Origin of the sequence: Streptomyces triticagri, from assembly GCF_003429565.1 — a bacterium.
GTDB classification, from domain to species: Bacteria; Actinomycetota; Actinomycetes; order Streptomycetales; family Streptomycetaceae; genus Streptomyces; species Streptomyces triticagri.
The window spans coordinates 13063-38588 of the sequence record NZ_QUAK01000110.1 but is presented as its reverse complement, the minus strand read 5'-3'; the positions used below and the strand labels follow the sequence as shown (position 1 = coordinate 38588).

The 25526-nt window shown below is 71.5% G+C and carries 16 protein-coding genes and 2 pseudogenes; 10 read left to right on the top strand and 8 right to left on the bottom strand.

Translation table 11 applies throughout. The features are described from left to right. Positions 1–104: 104 nt before the first annotated feature. The 4 genes from malQ (at position 105) to alc (ending at position 4842) form a co-directional block, all read left to right on the top strand. Complete coding sequence (gene malQ, locus DY218_RS20235; RefSeq protein ID WP_128557508.1) at positions 105–2234, top strand: 4-alpha-glucanotransferase; 2130 nt, start codon at positions 105–107, stop codon at positions 2232–2234. Positions 2235–2256: 22 nt separating this feature from the next. Beyond that, positions 2257–2487: a hypothetical protein gene (locus DY218_RS20230; RefSeq protein ID WP_128557507.1), complete on the top strand. Its 231-nt coding sequence runs from the start codon at positions 2257–2259 to the stop codon at positions 2485–2487. A gap of 115 nt (positions 2488–2602) precedes the next feature. Then, a complete protein-coding gene (locus DY218_RS20225) occupies positions 2603–3580 on the top strand; it encodes a LysR family transcriptional regulator (protein ID WP_128557506.1) in 978 nt (325 codons plus the stop codon). Between the two features lie 104 nt (positions 3581–3684). Next, complete coding sequence (gene alc / locus DY218_RS20220; protein ID WP_128557505.1) at positions 3685–4842, top strand: allantoicase; 1158 nt, start codon at positions 3685–3687, stop codon at positions 4840–4842. Between the two features lie 100 nt (positions 4843–4942). Here alc and pepN (DY218_RS20215) read toward each other — a convergent pair whose 3' ends face one another. Beyond that, positions 4943–7546, bottom strand: a complete 2604-nt coding sequence (pepN, locus tag DY218_RS20215) for an aminopeptidase N (RefSeq protein WP_128557504.1) — start codon at positions 7544–7546, stop codon at positions 4943–4945. Between the two features lie 109 nt (positions 7547–7655). Between pepN (DY218_RS20215) and DY218_RS20210 the strand changes: the two genes are divergently transcribed. Next, on the top strand, positions 7656–7886 hold the full coding sequence (locus tag DY218_RS20210; protein ID WP_128557503.1) for a ribbon-helix-helix domain-containing protein: 231 nt from the start codon (positions 7656–7658) through the stop codon (positions 7884–7886). A gap of 7 nt (positions 7887–7893) precedes the next feature. After that, positions 7894–8220: a type II toxin-antitoxin system PemK/MazF family toxin gene (locus DY218_RS20205; RefSeq protein ID WP_325052010.1), complete on the top strand. Its 327-nt coding sequence runs from the start codon at positions 7894–7896 to the stop codon at positions 8218–8220. 77 nt (positions 8221–8297) lie between these two features. Here the strand turns inward: DY218_RS20205 and DY218_RS20200 are convergent, their stop codons facing one another. Next, positions 8298–9326 (bottom strand): aspartate-semialdehyde dehydrogenase, encoded by a 1029-nt coding sequence (locus DY218_RS20200; protein ID WP_128557502.1) that lies wholly within the window; start codon positions 9324–9326, stop codon positions 8298–8300. Positions 9327–9540: 214 nt separating this feature from the next. Here DY218_RS20200 and DY218_RS20195 point away from each other — a divergent pair, with 214 nt between their 5' ends. Both DY218_RS20195 and DY218_RS20190 read left to right on the top strand, forming a co-directional pair. Then, entirely contained in the window at positions 9541–10065 is a 525-nt protein-coding gene (locus tag DY218_RS20195; protein WP_128557501.1) for a sigma-70 family RNA polymerase sigma factor, read from the top strand. Between the two features lies 1 nt (position 10066). Then, a complete protein-coding gene (locus tag DY218_RS20190) occupies positions 10067–11200 on the top strand; it encodes a hypothetical protein (protein WP_128557500.1) in 1134 nt (377 codons plus the stop codon). 68 nt (positions 11201–11268) lie between these two features. Here the strand turns inward: DY218_RS20190 and DY218_RS20185 are convergent. Further along, a pseudogene (locus tag DY218_RS20185) lies at positions 11269–13921 on the bottom strand (S8 family serine peptidase); the annotation flags it as partial. Position 13922: 1 nt separating this feature from the next. Continuing rightward, positions 13923–14612: pseudogene (locus DY218_RS35295) on the bottom strand (S8 family serine peptidase); the annotation flags it as partial. Positions 14613–15560: 948 nt separating this feature from the next. Here DY218_RS35295 and DY218_RS20175 point away from each other — a divergent pair. Beyond that, positions 15561–17288, top strand: coding sequence for a TIGR03767 family metallophosphoesterase (locus DY218_RS20175; RefSeq protein WP_128557498.1), 1728 nt, complete (start codon positions 15561–15563; stop codon positions 17286–17288). Positions 17289–17347: 59 nt separating this feature from the next. On the opposite strand, the gene DY218_RS20170 is transcribed toward DY218_RS20175, so the two are convergent. Then, positions 17348–18457 (bottom strand): hypothetical protein, encoded by a 1110-nt coding sequence (locus DY218_RS20170; RefSeq protein WP_233521728.1) that lies wholly within the window; start codon positions 18455–18457, stop codon positions 17348–17350. Between the two features lie 256 nt (positions 18458–18713). Then, on the bottom strand, positions 18714–21299 hold the full coding sequence (gene pepN, locus DY218_RS20165; protein ID WP_128557497.1) for an aminopeptidase N: 2586 nt from the start codon (positions 21297–21299) through the stop codon (positions 18714–18716). A gap of 224 nt (positions 21300–21523) precedes the next feature. Between pepN (DY218_RS20165) and DY218_RS20160 the strand changes: the two genes are divergently transcribed. Next, positions 21524–22174: a mycothiol-dependent nitroreductase Rv2466c family protein gene (locus DY218_RS20160; protein WP_128557496.1), complete on the top strand. Its 651-nt coding sequence runs from the start codon at positions 21524–21526 to the stop codon at positions 22172–22174. Between the two features lie 278 nt (positions 22175–22452). Here the strand turns inward: DY218_RS20160 and DY218_RS20155 are convergent, their stop codons facing one another. Together DY218_RS20155 and DY218_RS20150 are read right to left on the bottom strand one after the other, a co-directional pair. After that, on the bottom strand, positions 22453–23952 hold the full coding sequence (locus DY218_RS20155; RefSeq protein WP_128557495.1) for an amino acid permease: 1500 nt from the start codon (positions 23950–23952) through the stop codon (positions 22453–22455). Positions 23953–24035: 83 nt separating this feature from the next. After that, positions 24036–25457, bottom strand: coding sequence for an amino acid permease (locus DY218_RS20150; protein WP_128557494.1), 1422 nt, complete (start codon positions 25455–25457; stop codon positions 24036–24038). Positions 25458–25526: the final 69 nt, after the last annotated feature.

The window sequence follows — 25526 nt, the reverse complement described above, 5'->3', positions numbered from 1 at the left end:
CACCGGGCAAAAGATCAGTGCCGTCCGTACCATCCCCAGTGCACGCCGACCGAGCCGCCGACCCGGCAGTCCGGTCGGGACCGCATGCGGACTGGGGGACGAGGATGAGCCTGGCCCGGCTTGCCGCCCTGTACGGCGTCGACACCAGCCACCCTGTGCCGGCCGACGGTCCGGCCGCCGGCGAGGATCCGGCCGTCGTGGAAGTCCTGGCCGCACTCGGCGTGGACGCCGGCGACGAGGCGGCGGTCACTACCGCGCTCGCCGCCCGCGAGCACGAACTGCGCGACCGGCTCCTTCCCCCGACCCTCGTGCAGTGGCCCGGCCGCCCCGCGCCCGCGCTCGCCGCACTTCCGCCCGGCACCCTGCTCACGGTGCGCACCGAGCAGGGCGCCGTCCTGGCCGGCCCCGCCCACCCCCGACTTCCGCTCGGCGTCCACCGGTTGCGGGCCGAGACGCCCGACGGGCGTACGGCCGAGGCCCATCTCGTCGTACCGCCGGAGCGGGTCCCGGGACCCGAGGGACGCTCGTACGGCCTGCTCGTGCAGCTCTACTCGCTGCTCTCGCGGCGCTCCTGGGGCATGGGCGACCTCGGCGACCTCGCGGAGCTCGCCGCCTGGTCGGGGAGCCGGCTCGGCGCCTCCTTCGTCCAGATCAACCCGCTGCACGCGGGCCTGCCAGGGGCGCCGTCCGACCCCTCCCCGTACCGCCCCTCGTCGCGCCGCTTCCCGGATCCGGTGCATCTGCGGATCGAGGACGTCCCGGAGTACGGGCGGCTCGCACCCGAGGACCGGGCCCGCGTCGAGCCGCTGCTCCGGAGCGCCGCGCGGCTGCGGGACTCGGTGCTCGACGGCGGTGCGCTCATCGACCGGGACGCCGTGTGGGAGCTCAAGGCGCAGGCGCTGGAGATCCTGCGCGCGGTACCGCCGAGTCCCGAACGCCGCGCCGCCCACCGGGAGTTCCTCGACGCGGCCGGAGCGCCCCTCGACACCCACGCGACCTGGTGCGCGCTGGCGGAACGGCACGGGCCCGACTGGCACGCGTGGCCGGCCGAACTGCGTACCCCCGGATCGCCCGGCACCGCACGCGCCCGGGCCGAACTCCGCGACCGCGTCGACTTCCACGCCTGGCTCGCCTGGCTCACCGACACCCAACTCGCCGCCGCCCAGCGGGCCGCGCGCGAGGCCGGCATGGGCATCGGCCTGGTCCAGGACCTCGCGGTCGGCGTGCATCCCGACGGCGCCGACACCTGGGCGCAGCAGGACTGGTTCGCCGCCGGGATGTCGGTGGGAGCACCGCCCGACGCCTTCAACTCCCGCGGCCAGGACTGGGGTCTGCCGCCCTGGCGCCCGGACGCCCTCGCCGATTCGGGCTACGCGCCGTTCCGTGAGCTCCTGCGGGGACTGCTGAGGCACGCGGGTGCGGTGCGCATCGACCATGTGATGGGCCTGTTCCGGCTCTGGTGGGTGCCGGCCGGGCGAGCGCCCACCCAGGGTGCGTACGTCTCCTACGACGCGGAGGCGATGCTCGCGGTCCTCGCCCTCGAGGCGCACCGGGCGGGCGCCCTGGTGATCGGCGAGGATCTCGGCACGGTCGAGCCGGGAGTGCGCGAACGCCTCGCCGAGCGGGGCGTGCTCGGCACCTCGGTCCTGTGGTTCGAGCGGGACTGGGACGGTACGGGTCGTCCGCTGCCGCCCGACCGCTGGCGCGCCGGCTGTCTGGCCACCGCAACCACCCACGATCTGCCGCCCACCGCGGCCCGGCTCGGCGGCGAGCACATCACTCTGCGGGACCGGCTCGGCCTGCTCGCGGAGCCGCCCGAGCAGGCGCGGGCCGAGGACGCCGCCGAGACCGCGGAGTGGCTCGCCCTGTTCGGCACGCTCGGACTGCTCGACGGGCACGCGGGGCCTGGTGGACCCGGCGGCCTCGGTGACGACGAAGAGGCCGGGATCCGGGCCGTCTACCGCTTCCTGCTCCGCACCCCGGCCCCGATGGTCGGCGTCTGGCTGCCCGATGCCGTCGGCGACCGCCGGCCCCAGAACCTGCCGGGCACCCTCGACGAGTACCCCAACTGGCGGCTGCCGATGGCCGGCCCGGACGGCCGCCCGTGCCCGCTCGAGGAACTCGCCGCCTCGCCCCGCCTTGCGGCCCTCTTCGCGGACCTGCGCGCCGCGCGGGACGCGACGGGCGCCGTGCCCGCGGGTTCGTACGGGGACCCCGGGCGCGCGGTGCGCTGAGGCATTCGCTACGTTGGCTTCCGTGGACAAGAAGAACGCCCTGCGCGCCGGCGCCGTAGCAGCCGGTACGACGCTGATGATGCTGCTGATGTCGTCCCCCGCGCTCGCGCTGACGCGTGACGACGGCGACGACCCGGGCCCGGGTCTGAGTGTCGTCGAGACGCTCGGTCTCTATGTCGTGGCGCCCATCGTGCTCTTCCTGGTCATCGCGGGACTCGTGATGATCGGCGACAAGAAGCCGAAGAAGGGCTGACCGTCGCAGCAGCGCCGCGTCCCACCGCACAGCCGCGCCGAGGGCGCCCCCGGACCGTCTCCGTACGGCACCGGGGGCGCCCTCGCCGTCTGCCCGGCGGGATAGGTTGCCGGTCATGAGCGAGCCCCGGACGCCCCCCGAGCCGCCGCACCTCCCGGAGGCGTCCCGCGCCACCGACTGGGATCTGCGGAAGCTGCGCATCCTCAAGGCGCTGAGCGAGCACGGCACCGTCACCGCGACCGCGGAGGCACTCCTGATGACGCCCTCCGCGGTCTCCCAGCAGCTCACCAATCTCGCCCGGCAGGTCGGAGTGCCGCTGCTCGAGGCGCAGGGGCGCCGGGTGCGCCTGACGGACGCCGCGCATCTGGTGCTGCGGCACGCCGAGGCGGTGTTCGCGCAGCTGGAGCGGGCGGACGCCGAGCTCGCCGGGTATGCCCGCGGCGAGGCCGGCGAGGTCCGGGTCGGTGCCTTCTCGACGGCCGTGCCCGCGCTTGTGGTGCCCGCCGTGCGGCGTCTGAGACAAGCCGCTCCCGGGCTCGAGGTGCGGGTCCGCGAGGCGGAGGCGGCCGAGGCGTACGAACTGCTCGCCGGCGGACATGTCGATCTCGCCCTGTCGCTCGCCGCACACGCGCCGACCGCCCGCGACCCGAAATTCACCCGGGTCCCGCTGCTCGCCGACCCGCTCGACGTGGCCCTGCCGTCCGATCATCCGCTGGCCGCACAGGCCGGTCTGCGGCTCGCCGATCTCTCCGGTGAGCGCTGGATCTTCGGCGGCAGCGGCCCCTGGTCGGAGATCACCCGCACCGCCTGCGAGGCCGCCGGGTTCGTCCCCGAGCAGGCGCACAGCGCGGCCGGCTGGACCGCGATCCTCTCCATGGTCGAGGCCGGGATGGGCGTGGCCCTGGTCCCGCGGATGGCCGCGCAGCGGGCGCCCGGTGTGGTGACCCGCACCCTGAGCCCGGACCAGCCCCTGCGGCACGTGGTGGCGGCCGTACGGCGCGGGGCGGAGGACGGGCCGGCCCTGGCCCGGGTGCTGCGTACGCTGCGGGAGGCGGCGGAGGCGTACCGGAGCCCGTACGACGGGCAGACGTGAGGCCGCTGCGGAGTGCCCGGGCCGAGCGATCTTTAAGGTGAGCTGAACGTCACCATCGAAAAGTTTCGATGGACCTGAGTGGTCGGGGCGGCCAAGCTGGTGGTATGCCGACCGAGCGAACCGCCCCCGTGGCCCCCAGCAACGACCCCGCCGACCCGCACGCCAACGACGCGTCGCCGTACGGCGGCGGCGACCCGTACGCCGACTACCGCAGGACCGGTGACTTCGCCTTCACCGACCTCGTCGACCTGGCCGACCGCCGGCTCGGCGGCGGAGTCGTCGCCGCCAACGACGAGTTCTTCGCCCAGCGCGAGAATCTCCTGCTGCGCCACGACGCCGTCTTCGACCCGGAGCACTTCGGGCACAAGGGCAAGATCATGGACGGCTGGGAGACCCGCCGCCGTCGCGGCGCCGGCGCAGACGAGCCCTTCCCGGCCCCCGATGAGCACGACTGGGCCCTCGTGCGGCTCGGCGCCCCGGGCGTGATTCGCGGCATCGTCGTCGACACCGCCCACTTCCGCGGCAACTACCCGCAGCGCGTCAGCATCCAGGCCACCGCCGTCGAGGGCAGCCCGAGCCCCGAGGAGCTGCTCGCCGACGACGTGAAGTGGGACGAGATCGTGCCGGTCAGCCCGGTGCTCGGGCACGCGGCCAACGCCTTCGAGGTCACCACCGGCCGCCGCTACACCCACATCCGCCTCTGCCAGCACCCCGACGGCGGCATCGCCCGCCTCCGGGTGCACGGCGAGGTCGTCCCCGACCCGGAGTGGCTCCGCCTGCTCGGCACCTTCGACCTGCTCGCGGCGGTCAACGGCGGCACGTACGAGGACGCCTCGGACAAGTTCTACTCCTCGCCCACCCAGATCATCCTGCCGGGCACCTCGCAGAAGATGGACGACGGCTGGGAGAACCGGCGCCGGCGGGTGCGGGGCACCAACGACTGGGTGCGCTTCAAGCTCGTCGCCCAGGGCGAGATCCGTGCAGTCGAGATCGACACGGCGTATCTGAAGGGGAACTCGGCGGGCTGGATCGCGCTCAGCGGGCGCGACGGCGAGAGCGGCGAGTGGTTCGAGATCCTCCCGAAGACCCGCCTGCAGCCGGACACGCTGCACCGCTTCAAGCTGTCCGCTCCTGCGGTGGCCACGCATGTCCGCCTCGACGCGTACCCCGACGGGGGCGTCGCCCGTATGCGCCTCCACGGCACCCTCACGGATGCCGGATCCTCCGAACTCCGTTCCCGTCACGCCGAGTTGAACGGCTGACAAGAACTCCTCAATCGCCGGAGGGGCTCAATGGAGCCCCTCCGGCGATTGAGGAGGAAACGGTGAAAGGGCGGGACCGGGGAAATCCCACCCGACGGGGTCAGGAATCCGCAGCCTGGGCGCGCAGGGCCCGGGCCACCCCGGCGCGGGACTCGGACACGAGTCGCCGCAGCCCCGCCCCCGCGCTCGCGGACGCGAGCCACGCATCGGTCGCATCCAGCGTCGCCTGCGACACCTGCACCGCCGGGTAGAGACCGACCGCGATCTGCTGCGCCATCTCGTGGGACCGCGTCTCCCACACCTCACCGACGGCCGCGAAGTACTTCGCCGTGTACGGGGCGAGCAGCTCACGCTGCTCGGTCTGCACGAAGCCCCCGATGACCGCCTCCTGCACCGCATTCGGCAGCTGGTCGGACTCCACGACCGAGGCCCACGCCGCGGCCTTCGCCTCCGGCGTCGGCCGCGCCGCCCGCGCGGACGCCGCGTGCCGCTCGCCCGCCGCCGTCCGGTCCCGCTCGTACTCCGCCGCGATCTCCGTCTCGCCGTACCGCCCGGTCGCCGCGAGCCGTTGCACGAACGCCCAGCGCAGCTCGGTGTCCACGGCGAGGCCCTCGATCGTCTCCTTGCCCTCGAGCAGCGCGCCGAGCAGATCGAGCTGCGCCTCGGTGCGGGCCGTCGCGGCGAACGCCCGGGCCCAGGCCAGCTGGTGGTCGCTGCCCGGCTCGGCGGCGAGCAGCTCGCGCTGGGTCGCCTCGGTCCACCGCTCCAGCAGGTCCGGGCGCCGCTCGGGCGCCGCGTACAGGTCGAGCGCCAGCTTCACCTGCCGGTGCAGCGACTGCACGACGCCGATGTCCGACTCCTTGCCGATGCCGGACAGGACGAGGTCCAGGTAGTCGCGGGTGGGCAGTTCGCCGTCGCGCGTCATGTCCCAGGCGGACGCCCAGCACAGCGCGCGCGGCAGCGAGGCCTCGAAGTCGCCCAGATGCTGGGTGACATGGCGCAGCGACTCCGTGTCGAGGCGGACCTTCGCGTACGACAGGTCGTCGTCGTTGAGCAGGATCACCGCGGGCCGGTGCCGGCCCACCAGCTCCTCGACCTCGGTGAGTTCGCCGTCCACGTCCAGCTCGATCCGGTCGGAGCGGACCAGCTTGCCTTCCCCAAGCTCTCGGCTTCGCTCGAGCAGGGGAGACCCCGATTCGTCGTCGAGGTCGTAGAGGCCGATCGCGATGCGGTGCGGGCGCAGCACCGGCTCGCCCTTCGCGCCCTCCGGCAGCGCGGGCGCCTCCTGGCGGACCGCGAAGGCCGTGATCGTGCCGTTGGCGTCCGTCTCGATCGCCGGGCGCAGGATGTTGATCCCCGCGGTCTGCAGCCATTTCTCGGACCAGGCGCCGAGGTCGCGGCCGCTGGTCTCCTCCAGGGCGCCGAGCAGATCGCTCAGCCGGGTGTTCCCGTACGCATGCCGCTTGAAGTACGCCTGCACGCCGGCGAAGAACTCGTCCATGCCGACGTACGCCACCAGCTGCTTGAGCACCGAGGCGCCCTTGGCGTAGGTGATGCCGTCGAAGTTCACCAGGACGTCGTCGAGGTCCCGGATGTCCGCCATGATCGGGTGGGTGGAGGGCAGTTGGTCCTGCCGGTAGGCCCAGGTCTTCATCGAGTTCGCGAAGGTGGTCCAGGAGTGCGGCCACGGCGACTCGTCCGCGTACGCGAGGCAGGCGATGGAGGTGTACGTGGCGAACGACTCGTTCAGCCAGAGGTCGTTCCACCACTCCATGGTGACCAGGTCGCCGAACCACATGTGGGCCAGCTCGTGCAGGATCGTCTCGGCCCGCGACTCGTAGGCAGCGTCCGTCACCTTCGAGCGGAAGACGTACTGGTCGCGGAAGGTGACCGCACCCGCGTTCTCCATCGCGCCCGCGTTGAACTCCGGGACGAACAGCTGGTCGTACTTCTCGAACGGGTAGGCGTAGTCGAACTTCTCCTGGAACCAGTCGAATCCGAGCCGGGTGACCTCGAAGATCGCGTCCGCGTCCAGGTACTCGGCGAGCGACGGCCGGCAGTAGATGCCGAGCGGCACGCTCTGCCCGTCCCGCTCGTAGGAGCTGTGCACGCTGTGGTACGGGCCCACGATCAGGGCCGTGATGTACGAGGAGATGCGCGGGGTCGGGGCGAACTCCCAGACTCCGTCCGCCGGTTCGGGCGTCGGCGAGTTGGAGATCACGCTCCATCCTGCCGGGGCCTTCACGGTGAACTGGAAGGTCGCCTTCAGGTCCGGCTGCTCGAAGGACGCGAAGACCCGCCGCGCGTCCGGCACCTCGAACTGCGTGTACAGATAGGCCTGTCCGTCCACCGGGTCGACGAACCGGTGCAGTCCCTCACCGGTGTTGGTGTACGCGCAGTCGGCGACCACGCGCAGCTCGTTGGCGCCCGCGAGCAGGCCGTCGAGCGCGATCCGGGAGTCGGCGAAGACGACCGCCGGGTCCAGCGCGTCGCCGTTCAGGGTGACCTCGCGCACGGCGGGCGCCACCAGATCGATGAAGGTCGACGCCCCGCCCTCCGCGCTGTCGAAGCGCACGGTCGTCACCGAGGGATAGGTCCCTCCCTCCTGCGCCCCGCTCAGATCGAGATCGATCTCGTACGAGTGAACGGTGAGCAGCTGCGCACGCTGCTGTGCTTCCTCGCGGGTCAGATTGGTGCCGGGCACGCGGTCATCTCCTCGGTGGTGGCTGACGTCGGTGTTCCGGCCATCCTTCCACGGCCCAGGGGAGAAGAGGGGTGGCAACAAGAGTAGGAACAGGGGTAGCATTCTAGGTATGAAGATCAGTGTGAGCTTGCCGGAGGAGGATGTCGCCTTCGTCGACAAGTACGCGGCGGACAACTCGGTGCAGTCCAGGTCGGCGGTCATACAGGCCGCGATCGAGCTGTTGCGCGCAGCGCGCTTGGAGGCCGACTACGAGGCTGCCTTCGACGAATGGGAAGGAAGTGAGGACGCGGCGTTCTGGGACCAGTTCTCCGGTGATGGGCTGGTCGATGAAGCGAGGTGACATCTACTTGGTCGACTATGAGCCGGTGCGCGGAAGCGAGGCCAACAAGGCTCGTCCTGCAGTGATCGTCTCGAACGACGGCGCGAACGCAGTGGTGGCGCGTACCGGACGCGGCGTGATCACCCTGGTTCCGCTCACCTCCAACACGTCCCGTGTCTATCCGTTCCAGGTGCTGCTCGATGCGGGCGACTGTGGCCTGGCCAAGGATTCCAAGGCACAGTGCGAGCAGGTGAGGGCTCTCGCGCCGGAGCGTTTCCGAAGGCGGCTCGGGGCCGTACCGCGGCAGCGGATGGCGGATATCGACGCTGCCCTGCGTACGCATCTGGCGCTCTGAGCGGACAGCGCGAAGGGGCAGTCACCGATCCCGGTGACTGCCCCTTCCCCGTCTGCGGGTGGCCGGAGGCTGCCTCGTCAGGCGGTCAGCTCCTCCGCCACCAGCTCCGCGATCTGCACCGCGTTGAGCGCCGCGCCCTTGCGGAGGTTGTCGTTGGAGAGGAAGAGGGAGAGGCCGTTCTCGACGGTCTCGTCGTTCCGGATGCGGCCCACGTACGAGGCGTCCCGGCCGGCCGCCTGCAGCGGGGTGGGGATGTCCGAGAGCTCCACGCCCGGGGCGTCGGCGAGCAGCTCGGTGGCGCGCTCGACGCTGATCGGGTTCGCGAAGCGGGCGTTGACCTGCAGGGAGTGGCCGGAGAAGACCGGGACGCGGACGCAGGTGCCGGAGACCTTGAGGTCCTCGATCTCGAGGATCTTGCGGGACTCGTGGCGGAGCTTCTGTTCCTCGTCGGTCTCGTGCAGACCGTCGTCGACGATCTTGCCGGCCAGCGGCAGGACGTTGAACGCGATCGGGCGGGCGTAGACCGTGGCCTCGGGGAAGTCGACCGCGGAGCCGTCGTGGGTGAGCCGGTCCGCGTCGGCGACGACCTGCTTGGCCTGCTCGTGCAGCTCGGCGACGCCGGACAGACCGGAACCGGACACGGCCTGGTACGTGGTGGCGACCAGCGCCTCGAGACCGGCCTCGGCGTGCAGCGGGCGCAGCACCGGCATCGCGGCCATCGTGGTGCAGTTCGGGTTGGCGATGATGCCCTTGGGGCGGTTGCGGACCGCGTGCGGGTTCACCTCGGAGACGACCAGCGGCACCTCGGGGTGGCGGCGCCAGGCCGAGGAGTTGTCGATCACGACGGGGCCCTGGGCGGCGACCTTCTCGGCGAGCGCCTTGGAGGTCGCGCCGCCCGCGGAGAACAGGACGATGTCGAGGCCCGAGTAGTCGGCGGCCGAGGCGTCCTCGACGGTGATCTCGCGGCCCTCCCACTCGATGGTGGAGCCCGCACTGCGGGCGGAGGCGAACAGGCGCAGCTCGTCGACCGGGAACTTCCGCTCGGCGAGAATCCTGCGCATGACTCCGCCGACCTGACCGGTGGCACCGACGATTCCGACCCTCACGGGGACTCCTTACTCCATGACACGACGGTCTCGACACTGTCTCGACCTGGGGACGTCCGCCCCATGATGCGTATGACCGGTGTGTGCTTGTCCAATCCATTGTCCGTCCGTCGGAACGCGAACGTTACGGGCGGGCCGTGCGTCGTAGGGGACGTCGCACGGGTGGACCGGCGCCGCATCGGCGCCGTACGAGTGCCCGGGGAGGGGTGGAGTCTTGCCGCGCGGTGGAGCTGGATCCGATGACCGGCCGGACCCGTTGGGTCCGGACCAGGAGGACCGGGTACGGGCGGTGCTCGCGCTGGCCGGGGTGCCGCAGGCCGAGCTGCAGGACGGTGTGCAGCAGATACGCCTCCGCCTCCTGGAGCGGGCGGCGAACGGCCAGGAGCCGCCGCGCGACGTGTCCGCCTGGTCGGCGGTCGTCGCCTCGAATCTGGCCATGGACTGGCACCGCTCGCGCAGCCGGCAGCAGCGGCTCGGCGAGCGCCTCGCCGCCCTGCGCCAGGATCCGGCCGGCGGCACCGGCGCGGAGGACTCCCGTGTGCTGTCTCTCACAGTCGCCGAGGGCCTCGACGAGCTGACCGACGGCCAGCGCCAGGTGGTCGTCCTGCGCTTCTACGCGGACCTCCAGGTCGGCCGCATCGCCGAGGAGCTCGGCATCCCGGAGGGGACCGTGAAGAGCAGGCTGCACAAGGCGGTACGGGTGCTCAGGACCCGGCTGCACGAGGAAGAGGTGGTGTGACGTGACGGACGAGCAGCCGTACCAGGACCCGCTGACCGTGGCGATCACCGGCGAGCCGATCCCGGACGCGGCCCGCGGCGACGAGACGTATCTCCGCGAACACACGGAGGCGGTACGTGACCTGGCCCTCCTCCGCGCCCACCTCGGCACCCTGGCGGACGAGCTGACGGGGGCGTCGCCGGAGGACCGGTCCCTGACCACGGCACCGCGCGACGGCAGGAGCGTCGAAGACGGACGTCCGGGCGGGAGCGCGGCTCGGGACGCGGGTCCCGTTGCCGACGGGGAGTCGCTCGGCGGCACGACTCCGGCCGGGGCCGGGGGGCGCGCAGAGCCCGGGGAGCCTGCAGAGCCCGGGCCGTCGGCCGAGTCGACGGCCGCGGATCCGGCCGCGACGGCGGCGGGATCCGGCAGCACGGACCCGGCCCGCACGGGGCAGCGGGCCTCGTCGGGCGAGCGGGCCCCCGCGGGCGCCGGGGCTGCGTCGGACACGGGAGCTGTGCCGGGTTCGGCCGGGGGATCCGTTCCGGAGGGCGGGTCCTCGGGTGCGGTGGCCGCGAGTGGATCGGCCGGGGCCGGGGCCCCGGGGGAGGACGCGGGTGCCGGCCCGGGTTCCCCGGCGGCCCTCGGACGCCCGTGGTGGCGGCCGGTGAAGTCGCGGACCGTGGCGTTGCGGGCGATCGGCGTCGCATGTGGGCTCGCCGTGTTCGGCACGGTGCTGTGGCTGGGCCCGCTGGGCGGGACCGGCGGTGGTGAGCAGGATGCCGCCAAGTCCGCCTCCGACACCGGGGCCGGCGACGACGGCGGGTCCGGCAGCATGTCGCCGGAGGGCATGGTCGCCTGTTCCTCGCTGATCGTTGAGGGCACCGTGGAGACCGTCGAGGACCTGTCCGGCATGGACCGGATCACCGTGAAGGTGACGCGCTACTACAAGCCCGCCGACGGCGGCTCCCGGGTCGTCTTCCCGATGGACCAGAACGTCGACCCGCGCCTGAAGAAGGGCGACCACACCCTGATCACCATCCCGAAGGACGACGCGGCACCGGAGAACTGGGCGACCGGCAAGGACATCGCCGACCTCCGCAAGACCGTCCGCGAGGCACTGCCCGGCGCCGCGAAGACCAAGTGCGAGGACTGACACAGAGAGGACCGACACAAAGAGGCGGGCGCCCCCGAGGGGAGCGCCCGCCCGCAGAGCCGTACCCGCTACGGCACGACCTTCTCGATCTGCACACTGCCCGAACCGGCCACCGTACCACGGGCGTTGACGACCTGGACCTCGCCGAAGAACTGCCGTCCCTCGGGAGCGTCCCCGGCCACCACGACCTCGGCCGCGACCTCCGTGGACGCGCCGTTGGCCAGCTTCACCCCGGCGTCACCGTCCACCTTCACCTCGCCGAGCGACGGCGCGAAGTACACGTCCAGGTAGTCGTAGGCGGTGGTGCCGGCCGGCACCGCGTAGGCGTCGACGACGACGGTGTACGTCCCCGCCGCCGGCTCCGGAATGCTCACCGATTCCTCGGAGTCCGCGTCCGCGGACGAGGCGATCACCTCACCGTCCTTGAGCACGGCCAGGTCGAGGTCCGCGCCGCGGTCCTCGGTCGCGCCGATCGACACGTCGAGCTTCTCCGCGCCCTCGGGCACCACGACCTCGGTCTCCTGCGAGGCACCCTGCGCGATGCTCGGCCGCTGCGCGTTCGCCGAACCGAGCGCACCGCCCTGCAGCTTGCCGTCGATCGCCGCGTAGCCGTTGGTCACCTTCCAGTCGACCGGCGACGGAGTGCCGACCTTCGCCTCGTCGACGGTGACGACCTCCGGGTCGAAGGCCACACCGAGCGCGGTGACATCCAGCTTGTACGGGTTGTCGAGATGCGGCGACGTACGGCGTGCCTCGACCTCGATCTCCCAGACACCCGCCTGTGGGTCCGCGTACGACCGCTGGTCGGGGCGGCAGGTGTTGTCCGGGTTGTCGAAGTCGGGGTAGCAGAAGATGGTCGACGTGTCGTCGACCGGCACCCCGTACGGGTGGATCGCGATGAACCGGGTCTGGCTCTTGTCCTTGAGCCCGCCGAGCGCGACCTCCAGGGTCTTCGCGCCCTCGGGGACGGTGACGAAGTACGACTTGGTGCTGTTGCGCTGCACCGAGCCCTTCGCCGAGGTGGTGAAGCCGGGCTTCACCAGGTCCTCGGCGACCACCACGGTCGCCATGATCTGCTTGTCCGTGCCCTCGGTACGCCGGTCGTCGAGCTCGATGATCGCGCTGTGCACGCCCGCCTTGCGCGGCGCCGCGGTCACCTTGATCTTCACCGGCTTGTTCAGCGGCAGGGCGACCGCCCGGGACGACAGCTTGAAGGTGCCGTCGTCGTTCGCGAGGCTCACCCGGTGCGGCACGACCCGCTCGGGCCCGTCGGTACGGGTCACCGTGATCTCGTACGACTTTCGCTTACCGGCCTTCAGACCGCCCTCGCGGTCGTAGAGACCCGTGCCGGGCTTCTTCAACTCCTCGCTGAGCGCGGTGTCCACGGGCGCCTCGACCTTGTACGCGTGGGCGCTCGCGCCCTTGCGCAGGGACTTCCAGGCGGCGACGACGTCGATGAGCCCGGAGCCCTCCTCGTGCGCCGCGACACCGCGGATGTGGTCCGCGGTCGAGGTCAGCGCGGTGCGCAGCTTGGCCGGGGTCAGCTCCAGATCGCGCTGCTTGGCGGCGGACAGGATCAGCGCCGACGCACCCGCGGCCTGCGGCGAGGCCATCGAGGTGCCCTGCAGCATCGAGTAGCCCGCGGGCAGTTCGTAACCCGCCTCCGGCGTCGGGGCGCCGGGCAGCCAGGTCTGGGTGGTGTTCACCGCCGCGCCGGGCGCGGTCAGGGTCGGCGTGAAGCCGCCGTCCTCGCGCGGGCCGCGCGAGGAGAACGGCATCATGGCGTACTTCTTCTGCACCGCCGAGCCGTAGTTGGCCGCCCAGGTCTCCTTGGAGATGGACGCGCCGACCGAGATCACCTTGTCGGCCACCGCGGGGTCGCCGATCGTGTTCAGGCCCGGGCCGCTGTTGCCGGCCGAGATGACCAGCTGGACGCCGTAGGTGTCGATGAGTCGGTTGTACAGCTCGGTCCGGGCGTTGTTGCCGTCGTTGAGCGGCGGCAGGCCGCCGATCGACATGTTGACGATGTCCACGCCGCGCGAGGTGACCAGGTCGATCATGCCCTCGGTGAGCGCGACGTTGGTGCAGCCGCCGCCCCAGGAGCAGGCCCGCGAGGAGACCAGCTTGGCGCCGGGCGCCGCGCCGTTCATCTTCCCACCGAACAGCGAGTTGGCGGCCGTGATGCCGGCGACGTGGGTGCCGTGCTCGGACTCGATGATGCCGATGTTCACGAAGTCGGCCTTGGAGCCGTCCTCGTCGTACACCACGTCCTTGCGGATCTCGACGACGAACGGCACCTGCTCGACGACGTCCGTCTTCGGGTCGTCCTTGCCGAAGTAGCCGACCTGGAAGCCGTCCTTGTACGGCTCGAGGACCTCGTCGTCGGTGAAGTCGCCGTTGTCGTTCAGGTCGACGCGGACGGTGCCGTCGGCCGGGTCGTAGAGGACGCCCCACTTGTCGGTGGTGTCGCCGTCGCGGTTCAGGTCGCCGGCCGCGTCACCGCCGGTGGAGGCCGACTCGCGGAACCAGTTGATCTGGTAGTCGCCCTTCGGCGCCTTCCAGGTGCGGCCGTCGTACGTGAACGACTCGCCGGACACCGGCTCGTTCATGATCCGCCAGGTGCCGTCGCCGTCGATGACGGGGTCGGTGGCGGTGACCCAGTCGACGATCTTGCGCTCGCCGGTGGTGGTCTTCTGCAGCGCGGGGTGGCCGAGGTCGACTNGATCTTGCGCTCGCCGGTGGTGGTCTTCTGCAGCGCGGGGTGGCCGAGGTCGACTCCGGAGTCCAGGATGCCGATCGTCACGCCGCGGCCGTCGGCCTTCGGGTTCTGCTTGACGAAATCGACGGCGCCGGTCTCGAAGGACGGGTTGTACGGGTTCTTGGCCGGCGTCTTCTTGCCGGGTGCGGGGTAGGTCCCGCGGGCCGCGGCCTTCGCTCCCTTGGCCCGGTCGCCGGACGGGGTCGGGTCGTCGAGCTCGATCTCGTGCCGCAGGTCGATGCCGTGCACCGAGGAGAGCTTGGTGGCGCCGGCGATCGCGGCGTCCGCCTTGCCGGTGGGCACGGTGGCCCGTACGTAGCCGAGCTTGTCGTACGTACGTCCCACCGTGCTGCCCTTGACGGCGTCGAGCTGGTCGGCGACCTGCTCGGTGGCGCCGGGCTCGGTGGCGACCATCATCGTGACGGTCTTGTCGCCGTCGGCCTTGGCGTCGGCGAGCAGCTGAGCGTCGGCCGAACCGAGCTTCTTGGCGGCGGACTTGACCGACGGGGCGGGGGCGGCCGGGTCGTCGGCCGCGAAGGCGGGGGTCGGGCCGGCTGCCGCGAGTGCGGCGGTCAGGCCTGCGGCCAGGGTTATTCGGGCCGTACGTCTCGCGCGGGGGCGCGGGCCTTGTGGTGATTCGAGGGTCATCTGCATCCCTGGATGTGTCAGAAAGGGTCCGCTATTCGGGACCGGATGACCGATCAGCTTCGCGTAAGTGACCAGGGTTTGAGGAGAGTTGTCTGTGACAGGGGCCTGTCATGGCGCACTCCCGCCATATGCCATGCGGCGCGAAGTGGGGTCAATCGGCTCTTTCGGTACGCACGGCGCGCCGGCGCGATCCCGGCCAACGGTGCCCCACACTCGGCCCGTGGGGGCCCGCGTCCCGTAACCCATCGGGCTCGCCGGCCCATCCTGCATCCTCAGCCGGTCCGGCATCCTCAGCCCGTCGGGCCCCTCAGCCCATCGGGCCCCCTCAGCCCATCGGGCATCCTCAGCCCGTCCGGCACCTCCAGCCCGCCCGGCGTTTGAGGGCATCTTTCAGCCGGTCCGGCGTTTGAGGACGAGGCCGTCCAGGCCAAACTCCAGCCCGCCCGGCGTTTGAGGGCATCTTTCAGCCCGTCCGGCGATTGAGGACAAGGCCCGTTCAGGGCCGTTGCGGTTCCAGGCATCGGCCTGGCGGCCTCGTCCTCAATCGCCGGACGGGCTTGATATTGGCCTGAACGGCCTCGTCCTCAAACGCCGGACCGGCTGAAGGTGCCGGACCCGGCTGAGGATGCCGGACCCCGCTGAGGATGCCCGACGGGCTGAGGGGGCCCGATGGGCCGAGGATGCCGGACCGGCTGAGGGGGCCCGAGGGGCTGAGGACGCCCGACGGGCTGAGGGGGCCCGAGGGGCTGAGGACGCCCGACGGGCTGAGCGGCCCGATGGGCTGAGGATGCCGGACGGGCTGGACGTGGAGGGGGCGGACGGCCATTCCGGGCAGGGCGATGTACGGGGACCGTTGCCGCATCGTTTACGCGCAGGTCACCCCCGGTGCCAACGATCCAGGAGACGCGGGGAGTTCCCCGCGACCCCGTCGCGTTCGTACCCGGGAGACGCGCCATGCCGCGCACACGTTTCGCCGCCGACCTCGACCGCCGCTCGTTCCTCACCGTCGCGGGCGCCGTCGCCGCCTCGACCGGGATAGGCCTGACCCTGGGCGGAGGAGGCCGGGCCGGCGCCGCCCACCCCGGCCCGGCCGCCGCCCCCGCCCTGTCCCGAAAGGCACCCCCGCCACCCCTCGCCCCCTACACCCGCGGCACCACCCTCCAGTCCGTCGCCGCCCCCGGCACCGTCTCCGGCTTCCGCCGGCTCGGCGACGGCCCCGCCTGGCCCCGCGTGGTCCGCTCCGACCTCGCCGCGGCCAACGGCGGCAGGGACGAACGCCGCACCACGCTCGCCGCGTTCGTCCAGTTCACCGACCTGCACATCGTCGACGTACAGCATCCGCTGCGCTACGAGTACCTGCGCGCGCAGACCACCAGCGCCTGGCGGCCGCAGGAGACGCTCACCGTGGCCGGCGCGGTCTCCCTGGTGGAGCGGGTCAACGCGCTGCGAGGCGCGCCGGCCACCGGCGCACCGCTCGGCTTCGTGATGACCACCGGCGACACCACCGACAACAACGCCCGCTGCGAACTCGACTGGTACCTGCGGGTGATGAGCGGCGGCACCATCACCCCCGACACCGGCGACCCGCGCCGCTACGAGGGCGTGCAGAGCTCCGGACTCCCGCTCTACTGGCACCCGGGCGACGACCTCCGCGACGCCGACAAGCGCCTCGGCTTCCCCCGCATCGACGGCCTGCTCGACGCCGCCCGCCGCCCGGTCCGCAGCCCCGGCCTCAATGTCCCCTGGTACGCCACGGTCGGCAACCACGACGTCCTGCCGGGCGGCTGCTACGCACCGGGCGACGAGGGCTGGTTCCGCGACTTCGCGGTCGGCGGCCGCAAGCTGATGTCGCTCGACGAGACACGCGGGGACGCCTTCTGGCGCACCGTCAAGAAGGGCCTCGACCCGAAGGGCGCCCGGTTCCGCGAACTGATGCGCACGGAGGCCCGCCGGCTGCGACCGGTCACCCCCGACCCGTCCCGCGCGCCGTACACGCCCGCCGAGTACGTGAAGGCCCATCTCGACCCGGCCCGCACCGGCCCCGGCCCCGTCGGCCACGGCTACACCGACGAGAACCTGGACACCGACACCCGCCACTACAGCTTCCGCATCTCCGGCGACGTCATCGGCATCAGCCTCGACACCACGGACGCCGGCGGCCACTACGAGGGCTCCCTCGGTACGGGTCAACTGCGCTGGCTGGAGCGTACGTTGAAGGGGAACCGGGACGCGTACGCGATCGTCTTCAGCCACCACACCGGCGCCACCATGCGCAACACGCGCCCCGACCCGGCCCGCCCCGACGAGACCCGGCACGGCGGCGACGAGCTCACCGCCCTCCTGGCGCAGCACCGCAATGTGCTCGCCTGGGTCAACGGCCACAGCCACAAGAACGCGATCACGGCGCACGACGGCTTCTGGGAGATCTCCACCGCCTCGCACATCGACTTCCCGCAGCTGGCCCGCGTGATCGAGCTGACCGACAACGGCGACGGGACGCTGTCCCTCTTCACCACCCTGATCGAGTCCGCGGCCCCGCACCGCACCGACTTCGACGACCTCTCGGAGCCCGGCCTCGCCGCCCTCTACCGCGAACTCTCGCTCAACGCCCCCGGCGCCAAGCAGACCCTCTCCGGCACCCCCGCGGACCGCAACACCGAACTCGTCCTGCGCAAGCCCTGATGCACACCCGCCGCCCCGCGGACCTCAGCACCGACCCGGCCCGCGGGGCACCGCGCCATTCACCGCGGCAGCACCATCACATACGCCGCCGGCTCGCGCTCGTCGGAGGCCATCAGCGCGGTACGCACCACCGCCGCCTGCTCGTCCATGGCCTCCCGCAGACGACGGGGCGGGACATGCACCACGGTGATCCCGAGCCGCTCCAAGTGCTCCCGCCTGCGGGTGTGTTCGCGCCAGTCGTCCGCAGTCTCGTCGAAGCCGTCCGGCAGCCGCCCGGCCGAGCCGGTGTCGAGTTCGAGGGCGACCGCCTGGTCCGGCCAGTACGCGTCGACACCGCCGAGGTGCGGGCCGCCGGGCAGCCGCAGGTCCACGTTCCACAGCGGGTCCGGCAGGCCGTACTCGCGCACCATCCGATAGAGCCGGTCCTCGGCGATCAACCGCCCCTCGGCACGCAGTGCGTCGACCGCGCCGCTCACCTGCGGCCGGCCCAGGAGCCGCGCCCTGGTGAGCTCGGCGACCAGCGCGGCCGGCTCGCAACTCCCGCTGCGCACCGCCTCGGTGAGCAGTCGCCGGACCGTCTCGCAGTCGCCCGAGCCGTCGGATTCGCCGGAGCGGGCGTGGCTGTCCAGGTCGGCCACCGCATCCGCGAGCGCACGGGCCGCGGGAGCGACCGGGAGCCCGGTGATCCACTGCGGGGCGGGCAGCGTCTGCGTCCGCACCAGGCCGGCGAAGCCGACGGAGCGCAGCCGCCGGGTCCGCGGCACGAGCACATCGATCCGGTCGAGCGAGAGCAGCGGGGGAGCGGACGAGAAGCCGTGCAGCGCGAGCGCCGCGAAACCGGTGAGCACCGCGTCCCCGTACGGTGACCCGGTCTCCGTACGACCGCTCGCGCCCTGCCGCGGCACCCGGGCCAGGGGCGGCCGGCCGGCGTAGAGGAGTACGGCGTGCAGGCGCTCGTCGCTGGTCGGAGGTCCGGGCCGGAGCAGGAACACGCCCGGCAGGAGCTGTTGCCAGGGACCTCCGGGCCGGGCGGCGGCCAGGGCGTCCGCGGGACGTACGCCCTGGGCGCGCAGTTGGGCCGTGGTCAGCACGCGGCCGCCGGGGGGCGGCGCCTGCGGGGTGGTGTGCGGCAGTGAAGTGTCGGACGACAGCGGGGTGTTGTGGTTCATGAACCCGAGATTCCCGCGTCTCGGGCGGACCCTAACGGCTGTTACACGCTCGTCGGAGAATCCGGACAACACGGCCCTAAAGTACGGGAGTTCGAGTACCGAAAGGCGCTGGTCCGAATGGGGGTTACGGGCCCCGGCGGAAGCGTCCGTCACAGCTCGGTACGGGCACCCCACCCCGCTATAAGAGCCCCTCCGGCGATTGGGAGGCCCGTCCGGCAGGACTTTCGGGAAGGGGCGGGGTGGGGAACAAACAGCGCTACCGATCCACCGCCGCCGCATCGCACGCCTGCCCCCGCAGCGAGCGCGCCAGATCGTCCCGGGCCTCGAGGACGAGGCGCCGCAGCGCCGGCGCCGCGGACTCGTGCCCGTCCAGCCAGGAATCCGCGGCGCTCAGCGTCGCCCCGTCGCTCTGCAGCGAGGGGAAGAGCCCGCTGACCACGTCCATGCCGATCTGGATCGACCGCTCGGCCCACACCCGCTCGATCGCCGCGAAGTACATGGGCGCGTACGGCGCCGTCAACTCCCGCTGGGACGACTGCTGGAAGCCCGAAATCGTCGCCTCCACCAGCGCGTTGGACAGCGCGTCGGACTCCACCACCTGCGCCCAGGCCTGTGCCTTGACCGCCGCGGACGGGCGCGCCGCCAGACAGCGGACCTGGTGGCGCTTGCCGGAGGCGGTGTCGTCGCGCGCCAGCTCGGCCGAGAGTCGCGCCTCGTCCGCGGCGCCGTGCGCGGCGAGCGGCTCCAGGAAGGCCCAGCGCAACTCCTGGTCCACATCGAGACCGTCGATCTTGGCGGAACCCTCGAGGAGTCCGTCGAGCAGCTGCAGATCGGCCTCGGCGGAGGCGACCGAGGCGAAGAACCGGGCCCAGGCCAGCTGCTGTTCACTGCCGGGCTCAGCATTGCGCAGCTCGCGCAGCGCTCCCTCGGCGAGGCGTCGGCCGGCCGCCTCGCGGTGCTCCGCCGCGGTGTACAGGGTCAGCGCCGAGCGGGCCCAGGTGTGCAGCATCTGCAGCACACCGATGTCCGACTCGCGGCCCGCGAAGTCGAGGACGAGCGAGACGAAGTCGCGGGCCGGCATCAGCGCGTCCCGGGTCAGGCTCCACAGCGCGGACCAGCACAGGGCGCGGGCCAAGGGGTCGGTGATGTCCCCGAGGTGCGCCCGCAGGGTGTCGAGCGACCGCTCGTCGAAGCGGATCTTGCAGTACGTGAGGTCCTCGTCGTTGACCAGGACGAGGTCGGGCCGCTCGGCCCCGGCCAGCTCCGCGACCACGGTGCGCGGTCCCGACACGTCCACCTCGGCGCGGGCGTAGCGGGTCAGGTCGCCGTCCGGGGTGCGCCGGTAGAGGCCGACGGCCACCCGGTGCGGGCGGAGCTCCGGGTGCGAGTCGGCGGCTTCCTGGAGCACCGCCAGTTCGGTGATGCGCTCGGCGGCGTCGTAAGTGACCTGCGGGGTGAGCGAGTTGACGCCCGCGGTCTGCAGCCAGGCGCGCGACCAGCCGGCCATGTCGCGCCCCGAGGTCTCCTCCAGTACGGCGAGCAGATCGCCGAGCCGGGTGTTCCCGTACGCATGCCGCTTGAAGTACCGCCGCGCGCCCTCCAGGAAGGCGTCCTGCCCGACATAGGCCACCAACTGCTTGAGCACCGAGGCGCCCTTGGCGTACGTGATGCCGTCGAAGTTGAGCTTGGCGTCCTCGAGGTCGCGGATGTCCGCGGTCACCGGGTGGGTGGAGGGCAGCTGGTCCGCGCGGTACGCCCAGGCCTTGCGGTTGTTGGCGAAGGTGGTCCAGCCGTTGGTGAAGCGGGTGGCCCCGACCATCGAGAAGGTGCCCATGAAGTCGGCGAAGGACTCCTTGAGCCACAGGTCGTCCCACCACTGCATGGTCACCAGGTCGCCGAACCACATGTGCGCCATCTCGTGCAGGATGACGTTCGCCCGGCGCTCGTAGGACGCGCGGGTCACCTTGGAGCGGAAGACGAACTCCTCGCGGAAGGTGACACAGCCCGGGTTCTCCATCGCGCCGATGTTGTACTCGGGCACGAAGGCCTGGTCGTACTTCCCGAAGGGGTACGGGTAGTCGAAGTGGTCGTGGAAGAAGTCGAGCCCCTGCTTGGTGACGAGGAAGATGTCGTCCGCGTCGAAGTACCGGGCGAGGCCCTTGCGGCACAGGGCGCCGAGCGGGATCTCCAGGGCGCTGCCGTCCTCGAAGGTCCGCCGGTAGGTGTCGGTCACATAGTGGTACGGGCCCGCGACGACCGCCGTGATGTAGGTCGAGATCGGCTTGGTCTCGGCGAACCGCCAGACGCCGTCCTGCAGTTCGCCCGCACCGCCGGACCACACCGTCCAGCCCTCGGGCGCCCGCACCTCGAAACGGAACGGCGCCTTCAGGTCCGGCTGCTCGAAGTTCGCGAAGACCCGGCGGGCGTCGGCCGGCTCGTACTGGGTGTAGAGATAGACCTCGCCGTCCTCCGGGTCGACGAACCGGTGCATCCCCTCGCCGGTGCGGCTGTAGGCGCACTGGGCGTCCACCACCAGCACGTTCTCCTCGGCGAGGTCCTCCAGGGTGACCCGGGTGCCGTCGAAGACCTCGCCCGGGTCGAGGTCCCGGCCGTTCAGGGACACGGCGTTCACCGTGGGGGCGACGAGGTCGGCGAAGCTTGCGGCCCCCGGCTCGGCGCAGCGGAACCTGATGGTGGTGACCGACCTGAAGCTGCGCGGTGCTTCGCCCTCCTCGGCGTCACCCACCGCGGACCGCAGATCGAGGGCCACCTCGTACCCGTCGACGGACAGCAGGGCGGCCCGCTCGCGGGCCTCGTCGCGGGTCAGGTTCTCACCGGGCACGGGCACTCCTTCGTGGCACGTACGTGATCGTTCGGCGTCGTTCGTCGGCGGCGTTCGTCGGCGTTCGTCGTCGTTCGGCGTCGTTCGGAATGGCTACGATCCTGCCATGTGGCCTCCCGGGCGGACATCCGGGAATGGGTTCACCGCGGAGGGCGTTGGCGAGTCCGGGGGCTGTGCTCCCTGATGCCCATGCTGATGCCCGTGGATCCGACCCGAGGAGAGACATGACCACCACCCCGTCCCAGGACAAGGTCGTCGCCGACTTCTGGTTCGACCCCCTGTGTCCCTGGGCCTGGATGACCTCGCGCTGGATGCTCGAGGTGGAGAAGGTCCGCCCCGTCGAGATCCGCTGGCACGTGATGAGCCTCTCCGTGCTGAACGAGCCGAAGATCGACGAACTCCCCGAGGAGTACCGCGAGCTGCTCACCTCCGGCTGGGGCCCGGTCCGCGTGGTGATCGCCGCGCAGGAGGAACACGGCCCCGAGGTGCTCGGCGATCTCTACACCGCACTCGGCACCCGCTTCCACAACAACGGCGAGGGCCCCACCCGTGAGGCGATCCTCGGTGCCCTGGAGGACGTCGGACTGCCCGCCTCGCTCGCGGACTACGCCGACTCCGACCGTTACGACAAGCAGCTGCGCGCCTCCCACAAGGAGGGCATCGACAAGGTCGGCCAGGACGTCGGCACCCCGGTGATCGCGGTGCCCGGTGCGGACGGCGAGCAGATCGCCTTCTTCGGGCCCGTCGTCACGCCCGCCCCGCAGGGCGAGGCCGCGGCCCGCCTCTGGGACGGCACCCTGCTGGTGGCCGGCACCCCCGGTTTCTACGAGATCAAGCGCACCCGCACGGAGGGCCCGGACTTCTCGAACCTCTGAGGCGTCCGCTCGTACACGGCCCGTACGGACAGAAGGCCCCCCGCAAGTCACGTCCTTGCGGGGGGCCTTCCTTGTACCGCCTGCCCGGTGAAGGTTGAGAAGACGATCACGAGCAAGGCGTGCGCGGGGCACTGGTCGCCGAGTGCTTATTGCGACTATGTTGCAAGTGCAGGCTAACAGCAACATGGCGCCCGCGCCGCCCGGCGTACCAGGACGCCGGCCGGAACGCCGAAGCCCCCGCTCGCGGCCTGCGAACGGGGACTTCGGGGGAGTGCCGGTCAGCTCTCCTCGGCGGGCGCCCGGCGCGCCCGGACCCGCTGCAGCGTGTAGCCGGTCGCGGCGAGGAACGCGGTCAGACCGCCCGTGTAGTAGAGCTGCTCACGAGTGCCGGGCTCGCGGGCCATCAGTACGAAGACGGTCACCATGCCGGCGAGCGCGATCCAGGTGAGGTACGGGTACGCCCACATCTTCACCACCAGCTTCTCGGGCGCCTCGCGCTCGAGCCGGCGGCGCATGCGCAGCTGGGACGCGGCGATGAAGAACCAGACGACCAGGATGATCGCGCCGATGATGTTGAGCAGCCAGGCGAACACCGTCTCCGGGTACCAGTAGCTGAGCAGCACGGCGAAGAAGCCGAAGCAGCTGGAGGCGAGCACCGCGTTCCGCGGCACGCCGCCGCTGATCCGGCCGAGCCGCTTCGGGCCCTGGCCGCGGGCCACCAGGGAGCCCGCCATCCGCGAGGCGCCGTAGATGTTGGCGTTCATCGCGGAGAGCAGCGCGACCAGGATGACCACGTTCATGATCTGGCCGGCCGCGGGCAGTCCGAGGTGCTCCAGGGTCACCACGTAGGAGCCCTTGTCGGGGTTCGGCAGCGCGGAGTTGTTCCACGGGACCAGGGTCACGATGACCGCCATGGAGCCGACGTAGAAGATCGCGATGCGCCACATCGCGGCGCGGACGGCCTTCGCCACGCCCTGCACCGGGTGTTCGGACTCGGCGGCCGCGATGGTCACGGTCTCCAGACCGCCGTACGCGAAGACCGAGGCGAGCAGGCCGACGATCAGGCCCTCGCTGCCGTTCGGCAGGAAGCCGCCCTCGCCGGTCAGATTGGTCATGCCCGGGGCGTCGTTGCCCGGCAGTACGCCGAGGATGGCGAGCACGCCGATGCCGAGGAACAGGCCGATCGCGCCGATCTTCAGGGCGGAGAACCAGAATTCGAACTCGCCGAAGTTCCGTACGGCGGCCAGGTTGGTGGCGCAGAACACCACCATGAAGACCAGCACCCAGACCCACTCGGCGACGCCGGGCACCCAGCCGTGCATGATCTTCGCGGCGCCGATGCCCTCCAGGCCGACGGCCACACAGAGCAGGAACCAGAACGACCAGCCGGCGGTGAATCCCGCCCACGGCCCGATCGACCGCTCGGCGTGCACCGAGAACGATCCGGACGCCGGGCTCGCCGCCGACATCTCGCCCAGCATGCGCATCACCAGCATGACGAGGGCGCCCGAGATGGCGTACGCGACGATGATCGACGGACCCGCGGCGGCGATCGCGGCACCGGAGCCGACGAAGAGCCCGGCCCCGATCACCCCGCCGAGCGCGATCATGGACAGATGGCGCTGCTTGAGGCCGTGCGACAGGGTCGTGCCCGCGGTGTCGGTCGCGGTGTCATCGGCGGTGTCGGCGGTGTAGGTCTCGACGGGCGAGGTGTCCGCCGTGGGCGAGGAGTCCGTTTTGGCCTCGACAGTCCCGGTGGAGGGAGATGTCCGAGTCATGGGCTTGATGGTCCAGTACGTGAGACGACAGTCCGGCCCGGACAGTCTGAGCGCCCGCTTGGCGCGGATGAACCCGTGGACCGCTATCCGGACAACTCGTTCACTTTCCGTGCACGTTCACGCCACTCCCGTAGCCCCGCCACCACAAGGACCGCCCCGGTGGCCGCCGTCGACCACAGCAGCTGCGGCCGCGCGGTGTCGTCCGTGAGCATCAGACCCACCAGGGCCGCCATCGCCGCCAGCGCGGCCCAGGTCAGATACGGGAAGGCCCACATGCGCAGCACCAGCCTCTCGGGCGCCTCCCGCTCGATCCGGCGCCTGAGCCGCAGTTCGGACACGGCGATCAGCGCCCAGACGAAGATCAGTACGGAACCGACCGCGTTGAGCATGTAGAGGAACACCGAGTCCGGCCACTCCAGATTGAGCAGTACGGAAACGAAGCCGAACGCCACCGAGGCCAGCACCGCACGCCGTGGCACCCCGCCGCCCGACACCTTCAGCAGTCCGCGCGGTGCCTCGCCGCGCTCGGCGAGCGAGAAGACCATCCGGGACGAGCCGTAGAGATTGGCGTTCAGGGCCGAGAGCAGGGCCACGAACACCACGATGTTCATGATCTGCCCGGCCGACGGGATGCCGATCGCGTCGAGCACCTTGACGTAGGGACTCAGACCGGCGCTCTGCTCGGTCCACGGCAGCACGGTCACGATCACCAGCATCGAACCGACGTAGAACAGCAGGATCCGCCAGACGGCACTGCGGACCGCGCGCGACACCGAACGCGCCGGATCGTCCGACTCCGCGGCCGCGATGGTGACGACCTCGAGCCCGCCGAAGGCGAACACCACGGCGAGCACCCCGGAGACCACGCCCTGCACGCCGTTCGGGAAGAAGCCGCCGTGTCCGGTGAGATGGGTGAGACCCACCGGGTCCGTGTCGGGCAGCACGCCGAACACGGCGAGCACGCCGAGCCCGAGGAAGAGCACGATCGCCACCACCTTGAGCGTGGCGAACCAGAACTCGAACTCCCCGAAGTTCTTCACCGCCGCCAGGTTGGCCACCGTGAAGACCACCATGAAGACCAGCACCCAGGCCCACTGCGGCACCGGCTCGACCCAGCCGTGCGCGATCTGCGCGGCCGCCGTCGCCTCCACGGCGAGCACCACCACCAGCAGGAACCAGTAGAGCCAGCCCACCGTGAATCCGGCCCAGCGGCCGATCGCCCGCTCGGCATGCACCGAGAACGCCCCGGACGCCGGCATCGCCGCCGACATCTCCCCGAGCATCCGCATCACCAGGAACGCGAGCGCCCCGGCGACCAGGTACGAGACCACGATGCCGGGCCCGGCGAGCGCGATACCGGCACCCGAGCCGACGAACAGGCCCGCCCCGATCACCCCGCCGAGGCCGAGCATGGTCAGGTGGCGCTGTTTGAGACCTCCGGCGAGCGGCTCCGGAGTGAGGCCGTCCGTGAGCGGTTCCCCGGAGCCGGCCTTGGCATCGTGCATGAGCGGAAGCGCCTTCGTACAGGATCGGGAGCGGCTCCCGTCTTTGGTGGGACCCCACAGTCTCTCCCG